The sequence below is a fragment of the Arthrobacter sp. AOP36-F1-5 genome (genome assembly GCF_058137995.1).
Genome location: NZ_CM176892.1, coordinates 303,831 through 320,748 on the forward strand (window position 1 = coordinate 303,831; position 16,918 = coordinate 320,748).

Sequence of the window (16,918 nt, forward strand, 5' to 3'; positions counted from 1 at the left end):
CAGGTCTACGGGGCGCACGTCAGTTCATCGGGGACATCGATGGCCTTCACGACGTCGCCGCTGGCGGGATCGATGAAGACCACGGAATCCTTCGGCCAGTCGGGGTCCGGCTCCACCCGGTCCGGGTATTCGGCGGCGGACGGGGAGGCATCGGGATCCTGGGCGGCCTCCGAGGTGAGCGGGCCGTCCTGGAGGATCGTCCCGCTGGTGGTCTCCACGACCCGCACGCCCTGATCCACGCCGTCGTAGAATTCCTGCGGGAGATCGCCGGCGGCGAATCGGTCCTGCAACGCCGAACAGTCCTCCGAAACCACGGATGGGGAGGATGCGGCGGCGGATTCCGGGGGCGCCGAACTTCCAGGTGCCGTGGCCCCCGCGCCGCAGCCGGTCAGCAGGGCGCCGACCGCAATGAGCGGCATGATGGTTCTGATCCTGACTGGCACGCGTCCCCCCGATGGTTTTTGTTTTGCCCACCGTATCCCAGGGGAGGTCATCATTGGCCGTTGCCCGGCACACCGTGTAGAGCTGGGATGTGCTTCCTCCTGATCCCCGCGCCGACCCGTCCACCACGCCCACGCACGAGCCCACCGAACACGTCCTGGCGGCCCGGGGCCACGGCGGCTACCGGCAGTACCGGATCCCCGCGCTCGCCGTGAGTACCTCGGGAACGGTACTGGCCGCCTATGACGGCCGACCCAATCTCGATGACCTACCCAACACCATCGACCTGCTCGTGCGCCGCAGCTTCGACCACGGTACGACGTGGGGACCACAACAGCTGATCCGCACCGGGGAAGGCCTGACCGGATACGGTGATCCCAGCCTGCTCGTGGACCGGCAGACCGGACGCATCTTCTGCTTCCATGCCGCCGGCACCCATGCCGGGTTCTTCGAAGCCGTCGAAGGACTCGAACCGGACGACGACGTCCAGCACGTGGATCTGTCCATCTCGGACGACGACGGGGCCACCTGGTCCCACCGGCGGCTGACCGGGGAACTCAAGCGCGAGGGCGTGACCGGGATCTTCGCCGCCGCCGGGAACGGGATCCAACTCGACGCCGGCCCCTATGCCGGCCGACTCATCCAACAGATGGTCCTGCTGTTCAACGGCTTCATCCGCGCCGCCAGCGCCTACTCCGACGACCACGGAGACACCTGGACCCTGGGTGAGCCCGCCCCGGGGGAAGCGAATGAAAACAAGACCCTCTGCCTGCCCGACGGCACCGTGCTGCTGAACTCACGGGCGCCCGGGGCCCGCCGGGGAGCCCTCTCGCACGACGGCGGCCACAGCTACACGGCCCTGGAACCGATCCCCACCCTCCCCGATCCGGGGGACAACGGATCCATCCTGCGCCTGCGCACCACCGCAGACGGAGGGTCCGTCCTGCTGGCGACCAATAACCGGGACACCGCACTGCGGCGTCAGACCGTGCTCAGTGCCTCCTACGACGCCGGGGCCAGCTGGGTGCCGGTGCGCACCCTCTGCTTAGGAAGCTCGGCCTATTCCACGGCCGCCGTGCTGGCCGACGGCTCACTCGGGGTCTTCTACGAACGCTGCGGGTACACCGAGCTGGTGTTCACCCGCATCGACGCCGACCAGTTGGGTGATGAGGCACTCGCCGCCGCGGCGGCGACCTTCACCGAGGACGACGGCGGAGCGCTGACCTGGGTGCTGCGCTCCATCACCCCCGGGCGGCCCACCGAATGGGTCACGGTCGGGGCCACGCATTCGATCCCGGCGGAAGCGGGGCAGTGGGGTGTGCACACCTGGAAGGAAATCGGGCACGGCTACGCGGAGGAGGGGCAGATCCTGGGCACCCGCGAGGCCCAGATCGCCAACTACGGGCCCCCGGCCTCCGGGGTGAAGGTCGGGGACCTCCTCGCCTTCACCGGGCGGTTCAGGAACCTTCGGGATGAAACGGTGACGGCCGAACTCTCCGGGACCTTCGATGGGGAGGTGGCCGGCGACTTCCCGCCGGTTGAACTCGAGCCGGGCGCCGAGACACTGTATTTCACCCCGACCCAGACGGTGAGCGCAGCAGATCTGGCAGCCGGAGCCGTCGTCGTGCACTGTGCGGTCGCCGCCGGAGGGGAGTACTTCGAGCAGACCTTCACCCTGGACACGAAGACCGGAACCGGGGAACCGGTGGGCAGTAACGGTCGGACGACAATATAGACCAGCCGAGTGGACGTCTCTTCGAGTGCTGTAGCGTGGCCGGAAACGCCCGTCGCGAGGTCGCCGGGCCGGACCACTGGCACCGTGGGGAGAGGCACCATGATCGGTCAAAACGCAGTGGGGCCAAGGATCGCGGTCTGCGCCGCGGTGACGCTCCTCGCCGCTGCCGGGCTGAGCGGCTGCACCTCATCGACCGGATCGTCGGCTGCCACCTCCACGGCAGCGGCGGCCCAGCAGGGGCTGGAATACGACGCCGACCTCGGGGCCATGTATGCCGGCGTCCCGGTCCTGTTCAACCCGGCGGAACTCGCCGGCGGGGCGGCCGTGGAGGATCATGAACGACTGGAGTTCGACGCCGGGCAGGAGGTGCCGAAGGGACTGGAGATCGCCACCCCCGGCGTGGCCGAGCTGCCGCGGCTTTGCGAGGAAGCAGAGCCTTGCCGGGACGGCGAAGAACCGAAGTTCGCCCCGGAAGAGGCGGTCGTGGTCAAGGCCTCCGAAGGGTATGACGGGGCACCCTTCACGCTGACCGGGCAGGCGATCGATGCCGACGGAAAATCCACCGACGTCAGCATGGTCGTGACCCCCGAATCGGTCGGCAGGGCCCCCGGGGATACCACGGTGTCCGCAGCCAACCGCATGACCGCGGGATCGGGGGACAGCAAGCTGACCATCGACTTCTCCGAGGCGATGATGGTCAACCATGCGGGCGGCAAAAGCTACGTCACCGGCACCTATGAGGCCGAGTTCCCGGCGATGGCCGTTCCCCCCGGTGGCGTCCTGGACAGCACCCACGCCGGCGACTTCACGGCTGATGAGATCTTCAGCACGGTCGTCGACCAGAAGAAACCGCAGCTCTCCGGCGAACAAGGCGTCCTGGCGGTCCTCATCGACGATACCGCCGGCGGGGTGACCTACTCCCTCGCCGCCGGCGCCGTCCTGTCGTTCCCATACGCCGAGGTCGTGGCTTCGCTGCCCCACACCACAGACGAATAGGCGCCGGCACCTTCTCCTGCGGTTAGTGGTCCGGGGCCTGCGGGTTGAGCATGCTGGCTGCGGCGGCCCGATGCTCCTCCAGCCCGGTGGCCAGTGCGTAGAGCGCATGACTTAGTGGGCTGGCCGCCAACAACGAGGCGCAGCGTTCGGCCAGCCGGGGCTCCTCCCGCCCGGTGAGCTCGGTATAGCGGGCCACGGTCCGCTCGAAGATATCGGCACTGGAGATCATGCAGTGGAACGCGAAATCGACCACCGGATCGCTGACCTTCGCCGTGGTCCAGTCCAGCACCGAAACGATCTGCTCATGCTCATCGAGCAGCAGATGGGCCGGGTAGAGCTCCCCGTGGGTGAACACGGTGGACCGTGGCCATAATCCGTCATCGGCCAGCCAGGCCTCCCAACCGCCGACCAGGTCGTCGGAGACCTCGAACTCGGCCCGCACCCGCTCCAGGTCCGCCCGCCAGCGGGCTCTGACCTGCTCGGGGTCCTCATGCGGAACGCCTGCTGTTTGGGCCCGGTCCGTGTCCAGGGTGTGCAGTTCGGCGATGACCCGGGCCAGGGAATCGGCGTAGGCCTCTGATTCGGTGTCGAAGTTCCACAGCGGCTCACCGGCGCCGTCCAGGGTCAGCCCGGGGAAACCGGGCAACAACGGATAGGCGATGAGTTCGGCGGTGCTGATCCGCCAGTCGGGGACGGCCACCGACAGCCGGGGGCGCACGAAATCAAGGATCGCCCGTTCCTCGCCGAGCGTGGCGGAGACCTCGTCGCGGCGCGGGATCCGTAGCACCCACTGCTGGGCCACCTCGGAGTCCTCGTGGCCGAACGCGACCCGGTAGTCCAGCCCCGATTCGTTGAACGTGATGCCCTCTTCGGCCAGGTCCAGATCGTGGCGGGCGGCCAGGGCGCGGACGGCTTCGGGGGTTTCCGGCAGGTCGGTGCTCATGGATGGCATTGTCTCAGAGGTCGGTGACGATGACGACGTCCAGACGCCGGGGCCCGTGAACCCCTTCCACCCGTTCGAGCTCGATATCGCTGGTGGCGCTGGGGCCGGAGATCCAGGTCAACGGCCGGGTGATCTCCAGCCGCGACATGGCCTCGGGCAGGATCTGGACGATGGACGACGCCGGGACGATGCACACATGCTGATCCGGTACCAGGCTGATCGCCCGCCGCCCCTGGTCGGGAGAGCCGTCCAATACGATCGTGGCCGATTCGGCGATGGAGACCGTCGAGGAGGTGACCACGGAGGAGAGCGCGTCGAGTTCGGGCACGCTCAACCGGTGGCCCGGGGCATCGGTGATCCGCCGGTCATCGACGCGCAGATCGTCAACGTCGAACCAGGCCTCGGGCAGCCCGTGGGGGACCACGTACCCGGAGGCCTCCTTCAGCAGGGTGGCGATGGTCCCCGGGAGTCCTGCCGCAGTCACGACGTCGACGTGGGCCTTATAGTCCTCGAGACGTTCGACCAGCATCTCCTCGATGTCCTGTTCCGATAGATCGGCGGACCGGCGGTAGGTGCGCGGGACCTCGGGGATCGCGGGTTCGTCGGCCAGGGCCGAGGTGATGCGTTCGAGGATCTCTTCGCGGGCGCCCATCATTTTCCGTCCTTCGTGGTGCCGGTGTCCCCGGCGTCGTGCTCGGAGGCCCACCAGTCGCGGAAGGACTTCTTCGGTGGCGCCGGGATGTCACGGGAGGCGGTCCACCCGCCGGCCAGGCGGCCGGGAAGACGTTTGATCTTCTTATCCCGTCCGGCAGCCAACCGGCCCAAGGGCAGGGCCTTCTCCAACAGGTTCAGGTGCGTCCCGGAGGAGAACGCCCATTGGGCGCCCTTCATCATCAGGTCCATTTCCGAGGGCATCCGGGGTTTTCCGCGCCGGGAGTCGACGTCCTCGCCGCGCAGGTGCACCAGGATCTCGGGGATGTTGATCTTCACCGGGCAGGCGTCGAAGCAGGCCCCGCACAGGCTGGAGGCATAGGGCAGGGAATTATTCTCCTCCGCCTTGATGCCGGTCATCAGCGGGGAGAGGATCGCCCCGATCGGTCCCGGGTAGGTCGAGCCGTAGGCGTGGCCGCCGGTGCGTTCGTAGACCGGGCAGACGTTCATGCAGGCCGAGCACCGGATGCAGTGCAACGCCGAACGTCCGTACCGATCCGACAGGGCGGCGGTGCGCCCGTTGTCCACCATCACCAGGTGCACGTTCTGTGGTCCGTCGTCCTCGGTGACCCCGGTCCAGAAGGAGGTGTACGGGTTCATCCGTTCCCCGGTGGAGGAGCGGGGGAGCAGCTGCATGAAGACCTCGAGGTCGTCGGCCTGGGGCAGCAGCTTCTCGATGCCCATCACGGTGATCAGCGTTTGTGGCAGCGTCAGGCACATCCGGCCATTGCCTTCGGATTCGACGACGCCCAGGGTGCCGGTATCGGCCAGCGCGAAGTTGGCCCCGGAGATGGCGACCTTGGCCGAGAGGAACTTGCGCCGCAGGTGGGCCCGGGCGGCCATGGCCAGCTGGCGCGGGTCATCGGTCAGCTCCGGGTCGACATCGGGCATTTCGCGCAGGAAGATCTCGCGGACCTCGGAGCGGTTCTTGTGGATGGCCGGGACCAGGATGTGGCTGGGCTTGTCGTGGCCGAGCTGGACGATCAGTTCGGCCAGATCGGTTTCGAAGGCCTCGATCCCCTCGGCCGCGAGGTGGTCGTTCAGACCGATCTCCTCGGTGGCCATCGACTTGACCTTCACGACCTCCTCGGTGTCCTGCTCACGGACGAGGGAGGCGACGATCCGGTTGGCCTCCTCGGCGTCCCGGGCCCAGTGGATGATCCCGCCGCGGGCGGTGAAGTTCGCCTCGAACTGTTCCAGCAGGGCCGGAAGGTCGGCCATGGCCGCTTCCTTCGTCGCCGATCCGGCGGAGCGCAGGTCCTCCCAGTCGGGCAGCTCCCCGACGACCTTCAGCCGCTTATCGCGGATGGAGTGGGTGGCATGGCGCAGGTTGGTGCGCATTTGGTCGTTGGCCAGCTCGTGGTGGGCTGCGTCGGGGAAGGACTCGGTGGCATGCAGGTTCCCGATCCCGTAGGCGGGCAGGGACGGCATGCCGACGAAGACGGCGCTCATCGGGCCACCTTCGCCTTCGCGCCGTGCCCGGTCCCGGCGTCATACGGGTTCTCCCGGGTGCTGGCGAGGATCTCGGCGAAGTGCAGGGTGCCCGCCGCGGCGCCGGAGCGGGAGAGCCCACCGCCGATATGCAGCAGGCAGGAGGCGTCGCCCCCGGTGCACAGCGAGGCGCCGGTGGAGGTGATGTTCTCCGCCTTGTCCTCGAGCATGGCCGAGGAGACCTCGGCGTTCTTCATCGAGAACGTCCCGCCGAAGCCGCAGCACTGGTCGGCCTCGGGCAGATCGGCCACCGTGATGCCCTCGACGGTGCGCAGCAGATCCAGTTGGCGGTCCTGCAGGCGCAACAGCCGCATCCCGTGGCAGGAGGGATGGTAGGTCACCGAGGTCGGGAACCAGCTGCCCAGTTCTGCGGCGGCGTCGGTGATGCCCAGGACGTCGGTGAGCAGTTGGGAGAGCTCGTAGGTGCGCGTCCCCACCGACTCGGCCCGGCTCTTGAGCCCGGCATCGCCGGCCCGTTCGGCGATCATCGGGTGCTGGTGCTTCACCGAGGCGACGCAGGAGGCCGAAGGGGCCACGGCGACGTCGTAGTCGGGGGTGTCGAAGGCCTCGACGTGATTGGCGATGACCGGCACGGCCTCGGCGAAGTAGCCGGAGTTGATGTGCATCTGACCGCAGCAGGCCTGGCCGGTCGGGAACACGACTTCGTGCCCGAGCCGTTCCAGGATCGAGACGGTGGCCCGGGCGGTGCTCGGGTACATGCCATCGACGATGCAGGTGGCAAATAGGGCGATTTTCATTCAGGGCCTTCCGGTGGCGTCGTCGAGCGAGCCATGGGCTATGTGGTCAGACCACTATAGGGTTACTGCTCCCCTCCGTCCAGCACCCGCGCCGAGGGTGGTCGGACCATGGAAGGATGGACGGGTGACCACCGAGAACCAGGCCGGAGCTCCGGCACCGAAGGCCTACCAGACCGTCCTTGACGCCATCGAGGACCAGCTGCGTCATGGGCAGCTGAAGGTCGGGGACCAACTGCCCGGCGAACGGCTGCTGGCCGAAACACATGGCATCTCCCGGGCCTCGGTCCGTGACGCCATCCGGATCCTGGACGTCATGGGCGTGGTGCGCACCGCCACCGGATCCGGGCCCGGCGCCGGGGCCGTGGTGATTTCCGAACCGGCCACCGGGATCGCCACCGCCTTGCGGATGCACGTCGCCTCGGCCCGGCTCAGTGTCGAGGAGATCGTCCAGACCCGCATCCTGTTGGAGACCTGGGCCGCGAACACCGCGGACCTCCAAGCCGACCCCGAACGCTCCGATCGCCTCCTGGCCGCGGCACGGGAGCTGCTGGACGCCATGGACGATCCGCAGCTGGACCGTGCCGGCTTCCATGCCATGGATGCCCGCTTCCACGTGCTGCTCTCCGGGCTGGCCGGTAACGCCGTGATCGAGGCCATGATGGAGTCCCTGCGGCTGTCCATCGGCGACTACGTGCGCGAATCGGTGCGCAGCGACGCCGCCTGGGAACCCATCGCCGAGGTCCTGCGGGCCCAGCACCATGGCATTCTGGCGGCCGTATCCGCCGGCCACGGGGCCGAGGCCGCCCGGTTGCTGCGCGAACACATCGAATGGTTCCACCAGGAATCAACGGAGACCCAGGGGGACTGACCCTGCGGTGCGGAACGCGTTCGACAGGGCCTCGACGGTTCACTCCATGCGCCCGGTCTCGTAGGCCCAGATGGCCAACTCGACCCGATTCCGTGCCTGGAGTTTGGCCATGAGACTGCCGAGGTGGAACTTCACGGTGCTTATGGCGATGTGGAGGTCCTGGCCGATTTCCGCGTTGGTCCGCCCTGCGGCCACGCTGAGCAGCACCGCTTCCTCACGGGTGGTGAGCGGATCGAGGGGCTGGGCAGGGCGGGTCGGGATGCGACGGGTGAAGTCGGCCAGGAGTCGGGCCGTCACCCCGGGATCGATGAGCGCCCCGCCCCGGACGGCGGCCTGGACGGCCCGGACCAGTTCTTCGGGGGAGGCGCCCTTGAGGAGGAACCCCCGCGCGCCCGCCTTCAGCGCCCCGTAGACATGTTCGTCGGTGTCGAAGGTGGTGATCACGACGACGGCCAAGGGGTTCTCCACGCCGGGCCCGGCCAACAGGCGGGTTGCTTCGATGCCATCGAGGTTCGGCATCCGGATATCCAGCAAACAGACATCGGGGCGCAGGCGCAGGGCCATGTCCACGGCCTCCCTCCCGTCGGCAGCCTGGCCGATGACGTTCAGGCCGGGCTGGTGGTCCAGGATCGTGGTCAGCCCGGCCCGGATGATGCTTTGATCATCGGCGATGAGTACCCGCAAGGTCATGATGAGGCCCCCGGGCGGGGGAGGACCGCGGTGACCAGCCAGCCGTGTCCGGTTCCCGGTCCGGCATGGAACGTCCCCCCGAGCAACCGGACCCGCTCGGCCATGCCGATCAGCCCATAGCCGGGGACCCCACCGGTGGTGGCTGCCCCGTCGTCCATGACGCTGAGCCTCACCTCGGTGCCACCGCCCACGACGGTGACATCGATCAAGGTGGCGTGGCGTGCATGCCGCCGGGCGTTCGTGACGGCCTCTTGTGCCACGCGGTACAAGGAAGTCTGCACGCCCGCAGGCAGGCCTGCCAGCTCGCCCCGCAGCCGGACCTCGACCCGCGGAAGGCCGGTTCCCGGGGAGGCCAGGTTCTTCAGATCGGCCAGCTGGCTCGTTGGACCGGCCGCTTCCCGATCGCCGGTGCCGCGCAGCGTGCCCACCATGGCCCGCATTTCCTCCAGCGTGGTGGCGGCCTCCCGCTCGATGACTTCCAGCGCGTCAACGGCGCCGCCCGGCGAGGTGGAACGAGCCAGGACCAGACCTGCTTGGGCTTGAATGGCCATGGCGGAGACATGATGGGCGACCGTGTCGTGGAGATCCCTGGCCAGTTGCTCCCGCTCCTGGAGCCTCGTGTGCTCGATCAACTGACCCCGGACGAGAACCCGATAGCGGCCGGCCGTTCCCACGGCGGCGGCTGACACCAGGACCGCCGTCCCCCCGATCGCATCCGCCGGCCCGCTGAAGTCCGTCAGGATGCTGAGCAGGAGTCCGATCACGATCACCCCGGCGCCCAGGGCCACGTCCCGTCTGGCGGCCCGCCGGAAGAGGGAATGGACCAGCAGGAGCACGGCGGCCCCGCCATGGAGCACCACCGGGCCGGTGCCGGAGACGAGGGCGCCCAGATCCACGAGGATGAACATCCCGAACGCAAGAACGACGGCGGCCAGAGCATGCGCTCGCCGGATCAACACCGCCACCGTCACGAGCAGTCCCATCGGTACGATGAGCCACGCGGAGTCGGGCCGGACGGCCGCCTCGAGGCCCACCGCCACGGCCACGACCGCAGCCAGGACGCCGTCGTGCCAGCGGATACCGGCCGACGCACCCCTGACGGGTGGCTCGACCCACAGCGACCGGGCGACACTCCACATGGTCATCAGCATAGAAGAGCGGTGCCGGCAACGGAACGGCCGAAGGACCAGCCCCCGCCCGGCCGATGGGCCAGGTCGATCCAGGCCTGCGGACCGGTGTGGTGCCGGGGGTGCCGGACCCACACTGGAAGCCAGGAACCAGTGCCCACCCTCGATGAAAGTGAAACCGTGATGCGTAGGAATCCAACGACGGACCGTTCGGACCCCCGACTCGACGAAAGGATCGTGCTTGGCGGCCTGTGGACCAGCGTCCTGTTCGTCTTCGCCTATGTCGATCTCTTCGGATTCTGGAGGGCCGACATCGTCCAGGGCGCGCTCGCCGGCCAGGTCTCCGGCACGGGCGTGGCGATCAACCAGACCTTCCTGGCGTTGGCGACCGCCTACATCCTGGTTCCCAGCCTCATGATCGTGGTGTCGCTTCTGGCCCGGGCCAGGGTGAATCTGACCGCCAACATCGTCATCGGTGTGCTCTACTTCGTCACCATCGTGGTGACGGCCCTGAGCGAGAGGTGGATCTACTACCTTCTCGGTAGCGCCGTCGAGCTGGTTCTTCTGCTGATGATCATGCGGACCGCGTGGACCTGGCGGCACCGTTCCCGTCAGACGCTGCCGTTGGCCGGTTCCAGCGCAAAACCAGCCACCTGAGCCAGGGCCACGGCGCCACGAGGGGGGAGGGCCTCATGGCTGCCGGATCCCGCACGGACCCCACCGTCGACCTGCTGGTCGACGTCCGCGCATTCCACCCCGGGACCACCGATCTGCGTCACCGGCTTTACCATGACCCCCACGTCGGGCTCGATCTTCCCGGCACACAGCAAAAGGTCCTGGACTTGGCTCGACGGAGCGCGCTTCGAGATCTCCACGGGGGCCCGCACCACCTCGGTGTCCGCAGTGCTGTTGCTCGGGGACATGGACGCCTTGCCGATCCAGGAGAAGATCGGGCTTGGCTATGCGTCATGGGTCGAGGGCTCGAAAATAGAACCGCATCTAACGCAGTAGGCCTCGACGTGGATGCGGCCCACCCCCAGCAGGTCCAGCGCGGAGCGGTTCAGACACTCCAGAAGGGGAGGCCGTGCCCATAGGTGAGACGGGTGTGCTCCGCCGGCAGGGATAGCGCCCATTTGGCGATCAAGACGGCATAACGGCCTGCCTTGCTTGAAGTTGGGCCGACGGTACCGAGGGCTGACGTCACTTCCACTCGATAACCGAAATTATCGTGTGGATAAATTAGGCTTCCTGAATATCAGAATCACTGGTAATCAGCATTAAGCATCATCAGAAATCTGTTCAATCAGATCTTCCGATAACACGATTTATGGATATCCAGATTTCCTACAGACGCTTCTCAGGGGAAGCAGAGTCCAGACCCCCGGACGATTAGAGCACGCCATAGTGGATGCGGCAAAAATCTCGCAAAACGCAAAAGAACCGCAACACATAGCGGACATTATCGTGTGTTGATTCGTGTTAAAAATCGCTGTTAAAAGGTTCTGCTAGTTCCCAGGCTTTAACTGGTTGTGGCGTTGTGAGCATTCGGCGCAGGTTTCCAAACTTTCGTGGTTAGCTGTCGGGACGAACACGTACCCACAAAGGCTCAAAACCGGTGACCCATCCACTCGGGCATCTACGATTCCGTGTTTCCGCGCATAATGTGCACGAAGCCCTATGCGCAGTCCCTCGGGTCGAGACTCCTCGGGAAGCTCTCCCTCTCGCACAAGTGCCGCTGCGTGCACCAATGCAGCCGGATCTATGAGGGCAGAGAACGCAAATGCGTTCTCTGTGTAAGGAGTTGCCTTCCATTCTTCGGCATCACTTTGCAGAGCCGCACGAGCATACTGGCAAGCTACATCGACCTGTAGAAGTTGCGAACTATCAAGAACCTTGGCCACTAGGAAGACTTCGCATAGCTCTGTCCCCTCCATATTCACCGCGTCTACGGCAAGACAGATTTCACCGATTGGTTTTTCGCTGGATCCCGCAGAAATAGATTTTCTCGACGCTGCGTGAAATTGGAAACTACGCGTCTCTCCGGGGTCTTCCCGAACTTCTGCAAGAAGGGCCAAAGCACTGGAGTGAATCTGCGTTCTCCAGGCATCTTGGGCAGTGATCTTTTCGTCAATTTCACCCAACAGAGAGTCCTCTTCTGCCGGCAAATATGGTTTTGGGCCAGTTCGTTCAACATCCCGCATGAACTTGGTGTAGAAATCACTTTTATCGCCAGCTCGACGTATACCCGCAGCGCATAACCAGACTAAATCCTCGCCCACCATCGAATGGTCGGTAGCGGCGCCCCTCCACTGTTGAGTTTTTTGCTTCCACCAATGCGGCTTAGTCAGGCCAGAAATACTTTCGCTGCTTGTAGCGTCGTATCCCGCGCCAAAGGAGCCCTCAAAGTGGCGAAGAAGCGGATGCGCGAGAGTATTCAGCCGAGGGATATTTCGGAGACTCCGGGCAACTAGTGATTTCTTAGCTTCATGTGCCAAGCATTGATTTGCCAGCCGGCGAAGATCCTTGACCGCTCGATAGTGGTCTGCATTTTCCCAGCCGGAATCAAGGTCATCTGTTAAGCATCTAAGAGTCACACGCCGATTCAGCACCATCTCCACAGCTTAGCGCCGGGTCAGACACCATTTCAGCTACTCCATGGAGTCGAGAATATCGTCCTCGTACTGTTCCCGCTTGGCGATGGAAACCGCATCGCCCGCACGCAGCTTCATCGTCTGAGCCAGGTACTCCTGAACATCGACCATGTACATCCGGCGGTCCCGCGCACCAACAACATGAGACGGAATCAAACCAGCATCCAGGATCTTGTACAGGTGGGTCCGGCTAATACCCAACATAGAAGCCGCCCTGGAAGGAGTGACTTCGTCGTTGTCGCGCGCAACGGTAATTCCAGCTCCGCTGCGTAAACCCTCGCTCATCTTTTCCAGAGCCATACCCAGTTCCGATTTCTCCGGAAGAGACTGACGCAGCTGACTCAGGGCATCAATTTCAGATTCAGGCACGGCAGAGAAGGACAATACGCTGGTCATGAGGGGGTCACCTTGCTGCGATTAAGCACTGTTTAGATTCTGGCTTCGTCTTTGGTTCTTTTTCTTTTAAAGATTTAGCTCGTAGGGCATCAGCTCCTATGTGTCATAAGTGTCACCCGCGCGGACCACGCGCGTCAAGCCAGATCATCTAATAGCTAAATGCGAACCATCTAGACATTCAACAATTACGCCTCATTCATCTTTCGATGCCTTCATCCCGCCCATACTGGCGATGTGTTGTGTTCCGAGGGTTGGCAACCGGCGTACGCTCCGGAGCCCTGGGATTGGGAGCGAAGGGAAAACTTTCCTTTTGTAGTCGGCGGCTCTCCGCCATGGCCTTCGCCAGCTGGAGGCGTTCACGTTCCTTTACCGCCCGGCCTGCCTCCACCTTCTGGGCTTTGTCCTTGAACTGTTCTCGTTCTGCCCCCACTGAAACCTTTTTCTGGACACGACGCCTCGGGGCCTGCTCCAGGCCGTGTTCTTGTTCCAGGCGGGTGCAGGCACTCTGCGCGGCACGGCGGTCGTTTCGCCCATGCCAGACCTCCCCCAAGTCACTGACCCGGGAAACCACCACATGCACATGGTCAGAACCGTGGCGGACCATCACCCAGGGATGATCGGCAAAGCCCATGTCCTCGGCGAAGGACTGGCCCATATCCGCCCACGCATCATCTGTCAGGATCGGATCCGTCGCGGTGTTGCGTAGCGAGGCATGCCAGACCGGGTTCCTGATCTCCGGCCGGCTATGCATGGCCTTGCGCAGCTCGCCGGCCCACTGGGACGGGTCCAGGTGTCCTTCCACGCCGATGTTCGAGGCGATCACCACCCCGCCAGGAACCAGCTTCCCGTTGGCCGGATGGACGTGCTCGTTCGCCTTCCCCGGACCATGCAGGTAGGCCCCGATGTCCCCGGGGTTCTTGCCCCGGGTGATCTTCGCGATCACGCCAGCTCACCCCGCAGACGGGCCAACTCCTGGCGCGTGGCCTCCACCGTCTCCAGCAGCTCACCATGGGCAAGAACCTGGCCGGAATTCACCGCGCGCGTCGGCTGGTTCAAGTTCGACCCCATCCGGCCCAGGTCAGCACGCAACCGCGCAACCTCCTTGCCGTCATCCCCGCGACGGCACCGGGAGCAACGTCATCTTGGAGTGGGCCCGCTTCGAAGCCATCGTCGGTTCATATTCGGTCCGGGCCAACGACAGACTCCGCGCCGCAGTGCCCCGGTTACTCCACGGTGTTGCCGAGGCCTATGGCGTGGATGTGGCGGTGGAGTACAGCCCGCAGCACCCGGTCAACGTCAACGACCTGACCGAGACCGCTGCCGTGCATGGCGTCATCGAGGAGCTGTTCGGTCCCGAGAGCCATCTTCGGATCCCCGCCAGTCGGTTGGTTCGGAGGACTTCCCCCGCATGCTGGATTGGGTGCCCGGCTTCTTCGTGCTCCTGCCCGTGGGGCCCGAGGGCGTGGAGTCGGCCACCGCCCCCGCCAACCGTTCGGCGCACGCAGTTTTCGCCGATGTGATCCGGTCCGACGGGGCGGTGCCCCAAGTGGGGCTGGTCAGCAGGCGGCCGGCCCGCGGCAGGAGCTGAGTCGCCGGACTACTCAGGGCCGGGCCTCGTGATGGCGTTTGCCGTGGGTCCGGCGCTCCTCCTTCATCCTGGCCTCGTGCAGATGCCTTTTGCCCTCGGCGAGTTCGTGGCGGGCCGCAGCTTCCTGGCGGCGGAATTCGGTGTAGTAGCCGTCGTCGTAGTCCTCGATGATCTGGAACGTCCAGCGTCCCTCGACGACGTTGCGCCCCACCAGTTCCTCCTCCAGGCGGGCGGCCACGGCCCCGTGGCCGGCGGAACGGAGCATCTCCACCGCCTCCCCGAGGGCCAGATCGGCAACTCCGGTCTTGCGGTGGAAGTTGTAGAGGCTTCCGCGGGCGTCCTCGACCATTTCCAGCGCCTCGGAGAGCTTGCCCAGCGCCTCCACGGTCGCGTCGTCGACTCCCTCGGGGACCCGGTGTTCCGGTGCGGGGCGGTCTCGATCCTCGGTGCTGTGGTTCTCGGTCATGACGGATCCTTTCCCCGGCGGCCGGGACGCCGGTGGATCCGAGCCTACGGGGCCGCGACCACTCTGTCAGCCGTCGGGCCCGGGGCCGCCGCGGCTGGGCGGGCCCGGGGCCGTCGGGTGTGCTGAAACACCCGGGACGATGATTGGGGTCACAGTGAGTGGTCCATATGCCTTAGGCTACTTGTTAACAAGTGCTTCACAACACGATGAGGGCTTGAAAATACCGACCAGTAGCCGAAGCGGTGTCATGGGTAATCCTCCCCGCCGTCCGGCATCACAAGGAGCAAGAATGCGTTATTCGCGCACTTCAAAAATCCTCGGCGTCGCAGCAGCAGTTGCGTTGAGCCTGAGCGCCTGCGGTGGCGGAGGAGACAACGCCGCCGACGGTGGAGGAGACACGAGCCGGGTCATCGTCGTTGATGGCGCCGAGCCGCAGAACCCGTTGATCCCCACGAACACCAATGAGGTCGGCGGCGGGGCCGTCCTGGACCTCATCTTCGCCGGCTTGATCAGCTACGACGCCGATGGCAAGCCGCAGAACGAGATGGCCGAGTCGATCGACACCGACGATTCGCAGAACTACACCATCAAGCTCAAGGCCGACCAGAAGTTCACCAACGGTGACCCGGTCACGGCCGCGTCCTTCGTCGACGCCTGGAACTACGGTGCCGCCGCGAAGAACGCCCAGCTCAGCGGATACTTCTTCGAGAGCATCGAAGGCTACGACGAAGCCAGCGCCGAGGGCTCGAAGGTCGATGAGCTCTCCGGTCTGAAGGTCGTGGACGACACCACCTTCACGGTCAAGCTCAAGCAGCCCGAATCCGACTTCCCGCTGCGTCTGGGATACAGCGCGTTCTACCCGATGCCGGAAGAGGCGCTGAAGGACCCGAAGAAGTACGGCGAGAACCCGGTCGGCAACGGCCCGTATAAGTTCGACGGCGACGGCGCCTGGGAGCACGAGACCCAGATCAAGCTGGTCCCCAACGAGGACTACGAAGGCCCGCAGAAGCCGAAGAACGGCGGCGTGACGTTCAAGATCTACCAGAACGACACCACCGCCTACCAGGACCTGATCTCCGACAACCTGGATGTCCTCAAGACCATCCCGACCTCGGATATCAAGAACTTCAAGAACGACCTGGGCGACCGCTCCATCGAGTCCCCGTACGCCGGCAACCAGACGATTGCCATCCCGTACTACCTGGACAACTGGGACGGCGAAGCCGGTAAGCTGCGCCGCCAGGCCATCTCCATGGCCATCAACCGCGAGGAGATCACCGACGTGATCTTCAACGGTGGCCGCACCCCGGCGAAGGAATTCACCGCACCGGTGCTCGATGGCTACTCGGATTCGATCCCGGGCAGCGAGAACCTGGCCTACGATCCCGAAAAGGCCAAGGAACTGTGGGCCAAGGCCGAGAAGATCGAGCCGTACGACAAGTCGGAGAAGCTGACCATTGCGTACAACGCCGATAAGGGCGACCACAAGACCTGGGTCGAGGCCGTGGTGAACAACATCAAGAACAACCTCGACATCAAGGTCGCCGGCAAGCCGTACGCCACCTTCAAGGAGGTCCGCACGGATGCGACCGCGCAGAAGCTGACCGGTGCCATCCGCTCCGGTTGGCAGGCCGACTACCCGTCGCTGGCCAACTTCCTGGGCCCGATCTACACCACGGGTGCCGGCTCCAACGACGCCGTCTACGAGAACAAGAAGTTCGACGACGCCATCACCAAGGGCCTGTCCGCCGACAACGTCGAGGACGGTTCCAAGGCGATGAACGAGGCCCAGGAGATGCTCCTGGATGACCTGCCGGCCATCCCGCTGTGGTACCAGGTGGCCCAGGGCGGCTGGAGCGACAACGTGGAGAACGTCGAGTTCGGCTGGAACGGCGTGCCGCTGTACTACGCCATCACCGGCAAGTAGGGGACACCACACCCCTCAGTCACACGCGGGGCCCGCTTTCGTATCACGGGGGCGGGCCCCGCATTCCTGCCTCACCCAAAAGGTAAAAAGCATGTCAAACTCCCTACGCCCCGATCGGGCGTCTTCAGCA

The 16,918-nt window shown here is 65.3% G+C and carries 19 protein-coding genes; 6 read left to right on the forward strand and 13 right to left on the reverse strand.

The window, feature by feature from the left end:
- Positions 1-5: 5 nt before the first annotated feature.
- Positions 6-419 (reverse strand): hypothetical protein, encoded by a 414-nt coding sequence (locus AC3ZI9_RS01470; RefSeq protein ID WP_443382092.1) that lies wholly within the window; start codon positions 417-419, stop codon positions 6-8.
- Between the two features lie 113 nt (positions 420-532).
- On the opposite strand from AC3ZI9_RS01470, the gene AC3ZI9_RS01475 reads away from it, so the two are divergent.
- A complete protein-coding gene (locus AC3ZI9_RS01475) occupies positions 533-2,176 on the forward strand; it encodes a sialidase family protein (RefSeq protein ID WP_443382094.1) in 1,644 nt (547 codons plus the stop codon).
- Positions 2,177-2,275: 99 nt separating this feature from the next.
- Positions 2,276-3,172, forward strand: a complete 897-nt coding sequence (locus AC3ZI9_RS01480; RefSeq protein WP_443382096.1) for a hypothetical protein — start codon at positions 2,276-2,278, stop codon at positions 3,170-3,172.
- 22 nt (positions 3,173-3,194) lie between these two features.
- On the opposite strand, the gene AC3ZI9_RS01485 is transcribed toward AC3ZI9_RS01480, so the two are convergent.
- From AC3ZI9_RS01485 to AC3ZI9_RS01500, 4 genes are read right to left on the reverse strand one after another with little or no spacing between them, the layout of a single operon-like run.
- Positions 3,195-4,115: a macrolide 2'-phosphotransferase gene (locus tag AC3ZI9_RS01485; RefSeq protein ID WP_443382098.1), complete on the reverse strand. Its 921-nt coding sequence runs from the start codon at positions 4,113-4,115 to the stop codon at positions 3,195-3,197.
- A 13-nt stretch (positions 4,116-4,128) separates the two neighbouring features.
- Positions 4,129-4,767 carry a LutC/YkgG family protein gene (locus tag AC3ZI9_RS01490; protein ID WP_443382120.1) on the reverse strand — a complete coding sequence of 213 codons (639 nt, stop codon included), beginning with the start codon at positions 4,765-4,767 and terminating at the stop codon, positions 4,129-4,131.
- On the reverse strand, positions 4,767-6,278 hold the full coding sequence (locus AC3ZI9_RS01495; protein WP_444554119.1) for a LutB/LldF family L-lactate oxidation iron-sulfur protein: 1,512 nt from the start codon (positions 6,276-6,278) through the stop codon (positions 4,767-4,769). The genes AC3ZI9_RS01490 and AC3ZI9_RS01495 overlap by 1 nt, the downstream gene beginning before the upstream one ends.
- The gene (locus AC3ZI9_RS01500; protein WP_444554118.1) at positions 6,275-7,075 is read right to left on the reverse strand and encodes a (Fe-S)-binding protein; all 801 of its coding nucleotides are present in this window, start codon (positions 7,073-7,075) and stop codon (positions 6,275-6,277) included. Before AC3ZI9_RS01500 ends, AC3ZI9_RS01495 begins: the two co-directional genes overlap by 4 nt.
- 124 nt (positions 7,076-7,199) lie before the next feature.
- Between AC3ZI9_RS01500 and AC3ZI9_RS01505 the strand changes: the two genes are divergently transcribed.
- Positions 7,200-7,943 carry a FadR/GntR family transcriptional regulator gene (locus AC3ZI9_RS01505; RefSeq protein ID WP_444566392.1) on the forward strand — a complete coding sequence of 248 codons (744 nt, stop codon included), beginning with the start codon at positions 7,200-7,202 and terminating at the stop codon, positions 7,941-7,943.
- 39 nt (positions 7,944-7,982) lie between these two features.
- Here the strand turns inward: AC3ZI9_RS01505 and AC3ZI9_RS01510 are convergent, their stop codons facing one another.
- Both AC3ZI9_RS01510 and AC3ZI9_RS01515 read right to left on the reverse strand, forming a co-directional pair.
- On the reverse strand, positions 7,983-8,633 hold the full coding sequence (locus tag AC3ZI9_RS01510; protein ID WP_444554116.1) for a response regulator: 651 nt from the start codon (positions 8,631-8,633) through the stop codon (positions 7,983-7,985).
- Complete coding sequence (locus AC3ZI9_RS01515) at positions 8,630-9,778, reverse strand: sensor histidine kinase (RefSeq protein WP_443382108.1); 1,149 nt, start codon at positions 9,776-9,778, stop codon at positions 8,630-8,632. Before AC3ZI9_RS01515 ends, AC3ZI9_RS01510 begins: the two co-directional genes overlap by 4 nt.
- Before the next feature lie 165 nt (positions 9,779-9,943).
- Between AC3ZI9_RS01515 and AC3ZI9_RS01520 the strand changes: the two genes are divergently transcribed.
- The gene (locus AC3ZI9_RS01520) at positions 9,944-10,417 is read left to right on the forward strand and encodes a DUF6326 family protein (protein WP_444566391.1); all 474 of its coding nucleotides are present in this window, start codon (positions 9,944-9,946) and stop codon (positions 10,415-10,417) included.
- Here the strand turns inward: AC3ZI9_RS01520 and AC3ZI9_RS01525 are convergent.
- The 5 genes from AC3ZI9_RS01525 to AC3ZI9_RS01545 form a co-directional block, all read right to left on the reverse strand.
- A complete protein-coding gene (locus tag AC3ZI9_RS01525) occupies positions 10,372-10,683 on the reverse strand; it encodes a hypothetical protein (protein WP_444566390.1) in 312 nt (103 codons plus the stop codon). The genes AC3ZI9_RS01520 and AC3ZI9_RS01525 overlap by 46 nt on opposite strands.
- Before the next feature lie 582 nt (positions 10,684-11,265).
- Positions 11,266-12,372, reverse strand: coding sequence for a DUF3039 domain-containing protein (locus tag AC3ZI9_RS01530; protein WP_444566389.1), 1,107 nt, complete (start codon positions 12,370-12,372; stop codon positions 11,266-11,268).
- A gap of 36 nt (positions 12,373-12,408) precedes the next feature.
- Positions 12,409-12,807, reverse strand: coding sequence for a helix-turn-helix domain-containing protein (locus tag AC3ZI9_RS01535; RefSeq protein WP_444566388.1), 399 nt, complete (start codon positions 12,805-12,807; stop codon positions 12,409-12,411).
- 196 nt (positions 12,808-13,003) lie between these two features.
- Complete coding sequence (locus tag AC3ZI9_RS01540; RefSeq protein ID WP_489923751.1) at positions 13,004-13,750, reverse strand: relaxase/mobilization nuclease domain-containing protein; 747 nt, start codon at positions 13,748-13,750, stop codon at positions 13,004-13,006.
- Between the two features lie 280 nt (positions 13,751-14,030).
- A complete protein-coding gene (locus AC3ZI9_RS01545; RefSeq protein ID WP_443383026.1) occupies positions 14,031-14,171 on the reverse strand; it encodes a hypothetical protein in 141 nt (46 codons plus the stop codon).
- Between the two features lie 44 nt (positions 14,172-14,215).
- Here AC3ZI9_RS01545 and AC3ZI9_RS01550 point away from each other — a divergent pair, with 44 nt between their 5' ends.
- The gene (locus AC3ZI9_RS01550) at positions 14,216-14,395 is read left to right on the forward strand and encodes a hypothetical protein (protein WP_443383029.1); all 180 of its coding nucleotides are present in this window, start codon (positions 14,216-14,218) and stop codon (positions 14,393-14,395) included.
- 13 nt (positions 14,396-14,408) lie between these two features.
- Here the strand turns inward: AC3ZI9_RS01550 and AC3ZI9_RS01555 are convergent, their stop codons facing one another.
- On the reverse strand, positions 14,409-14,861 hold the full coding sequence (locus AC3ZI9_RS01555) for a hypothetical protein (protein WP_444566386.1): 453 nt from the start codon (positions 14,859-14,861) through the stop codon (positions 14,409-14,411).
- Between the two features lie 289 nt (positions 14,862-15,150).
- On the opposite strand from AC3ZI9_RS01555, the gene AC3ZI9_RS01560 reads away from it, so the two are divergent.
- Complete coding sequence (locus AC3ZI9_RS01560) at positions 15,151-16,788, forward strand: peptide ABC transporter substrate-binding protein (RefSeq protein ID WP_443383035.1); 1,638 nt, start codon at positions 15,151-15,153, stop codon at positions 16,786-16,788.
- The last annotated feature ends 130 nt before the right edge of the window (positions 16,789-16,918 follow it).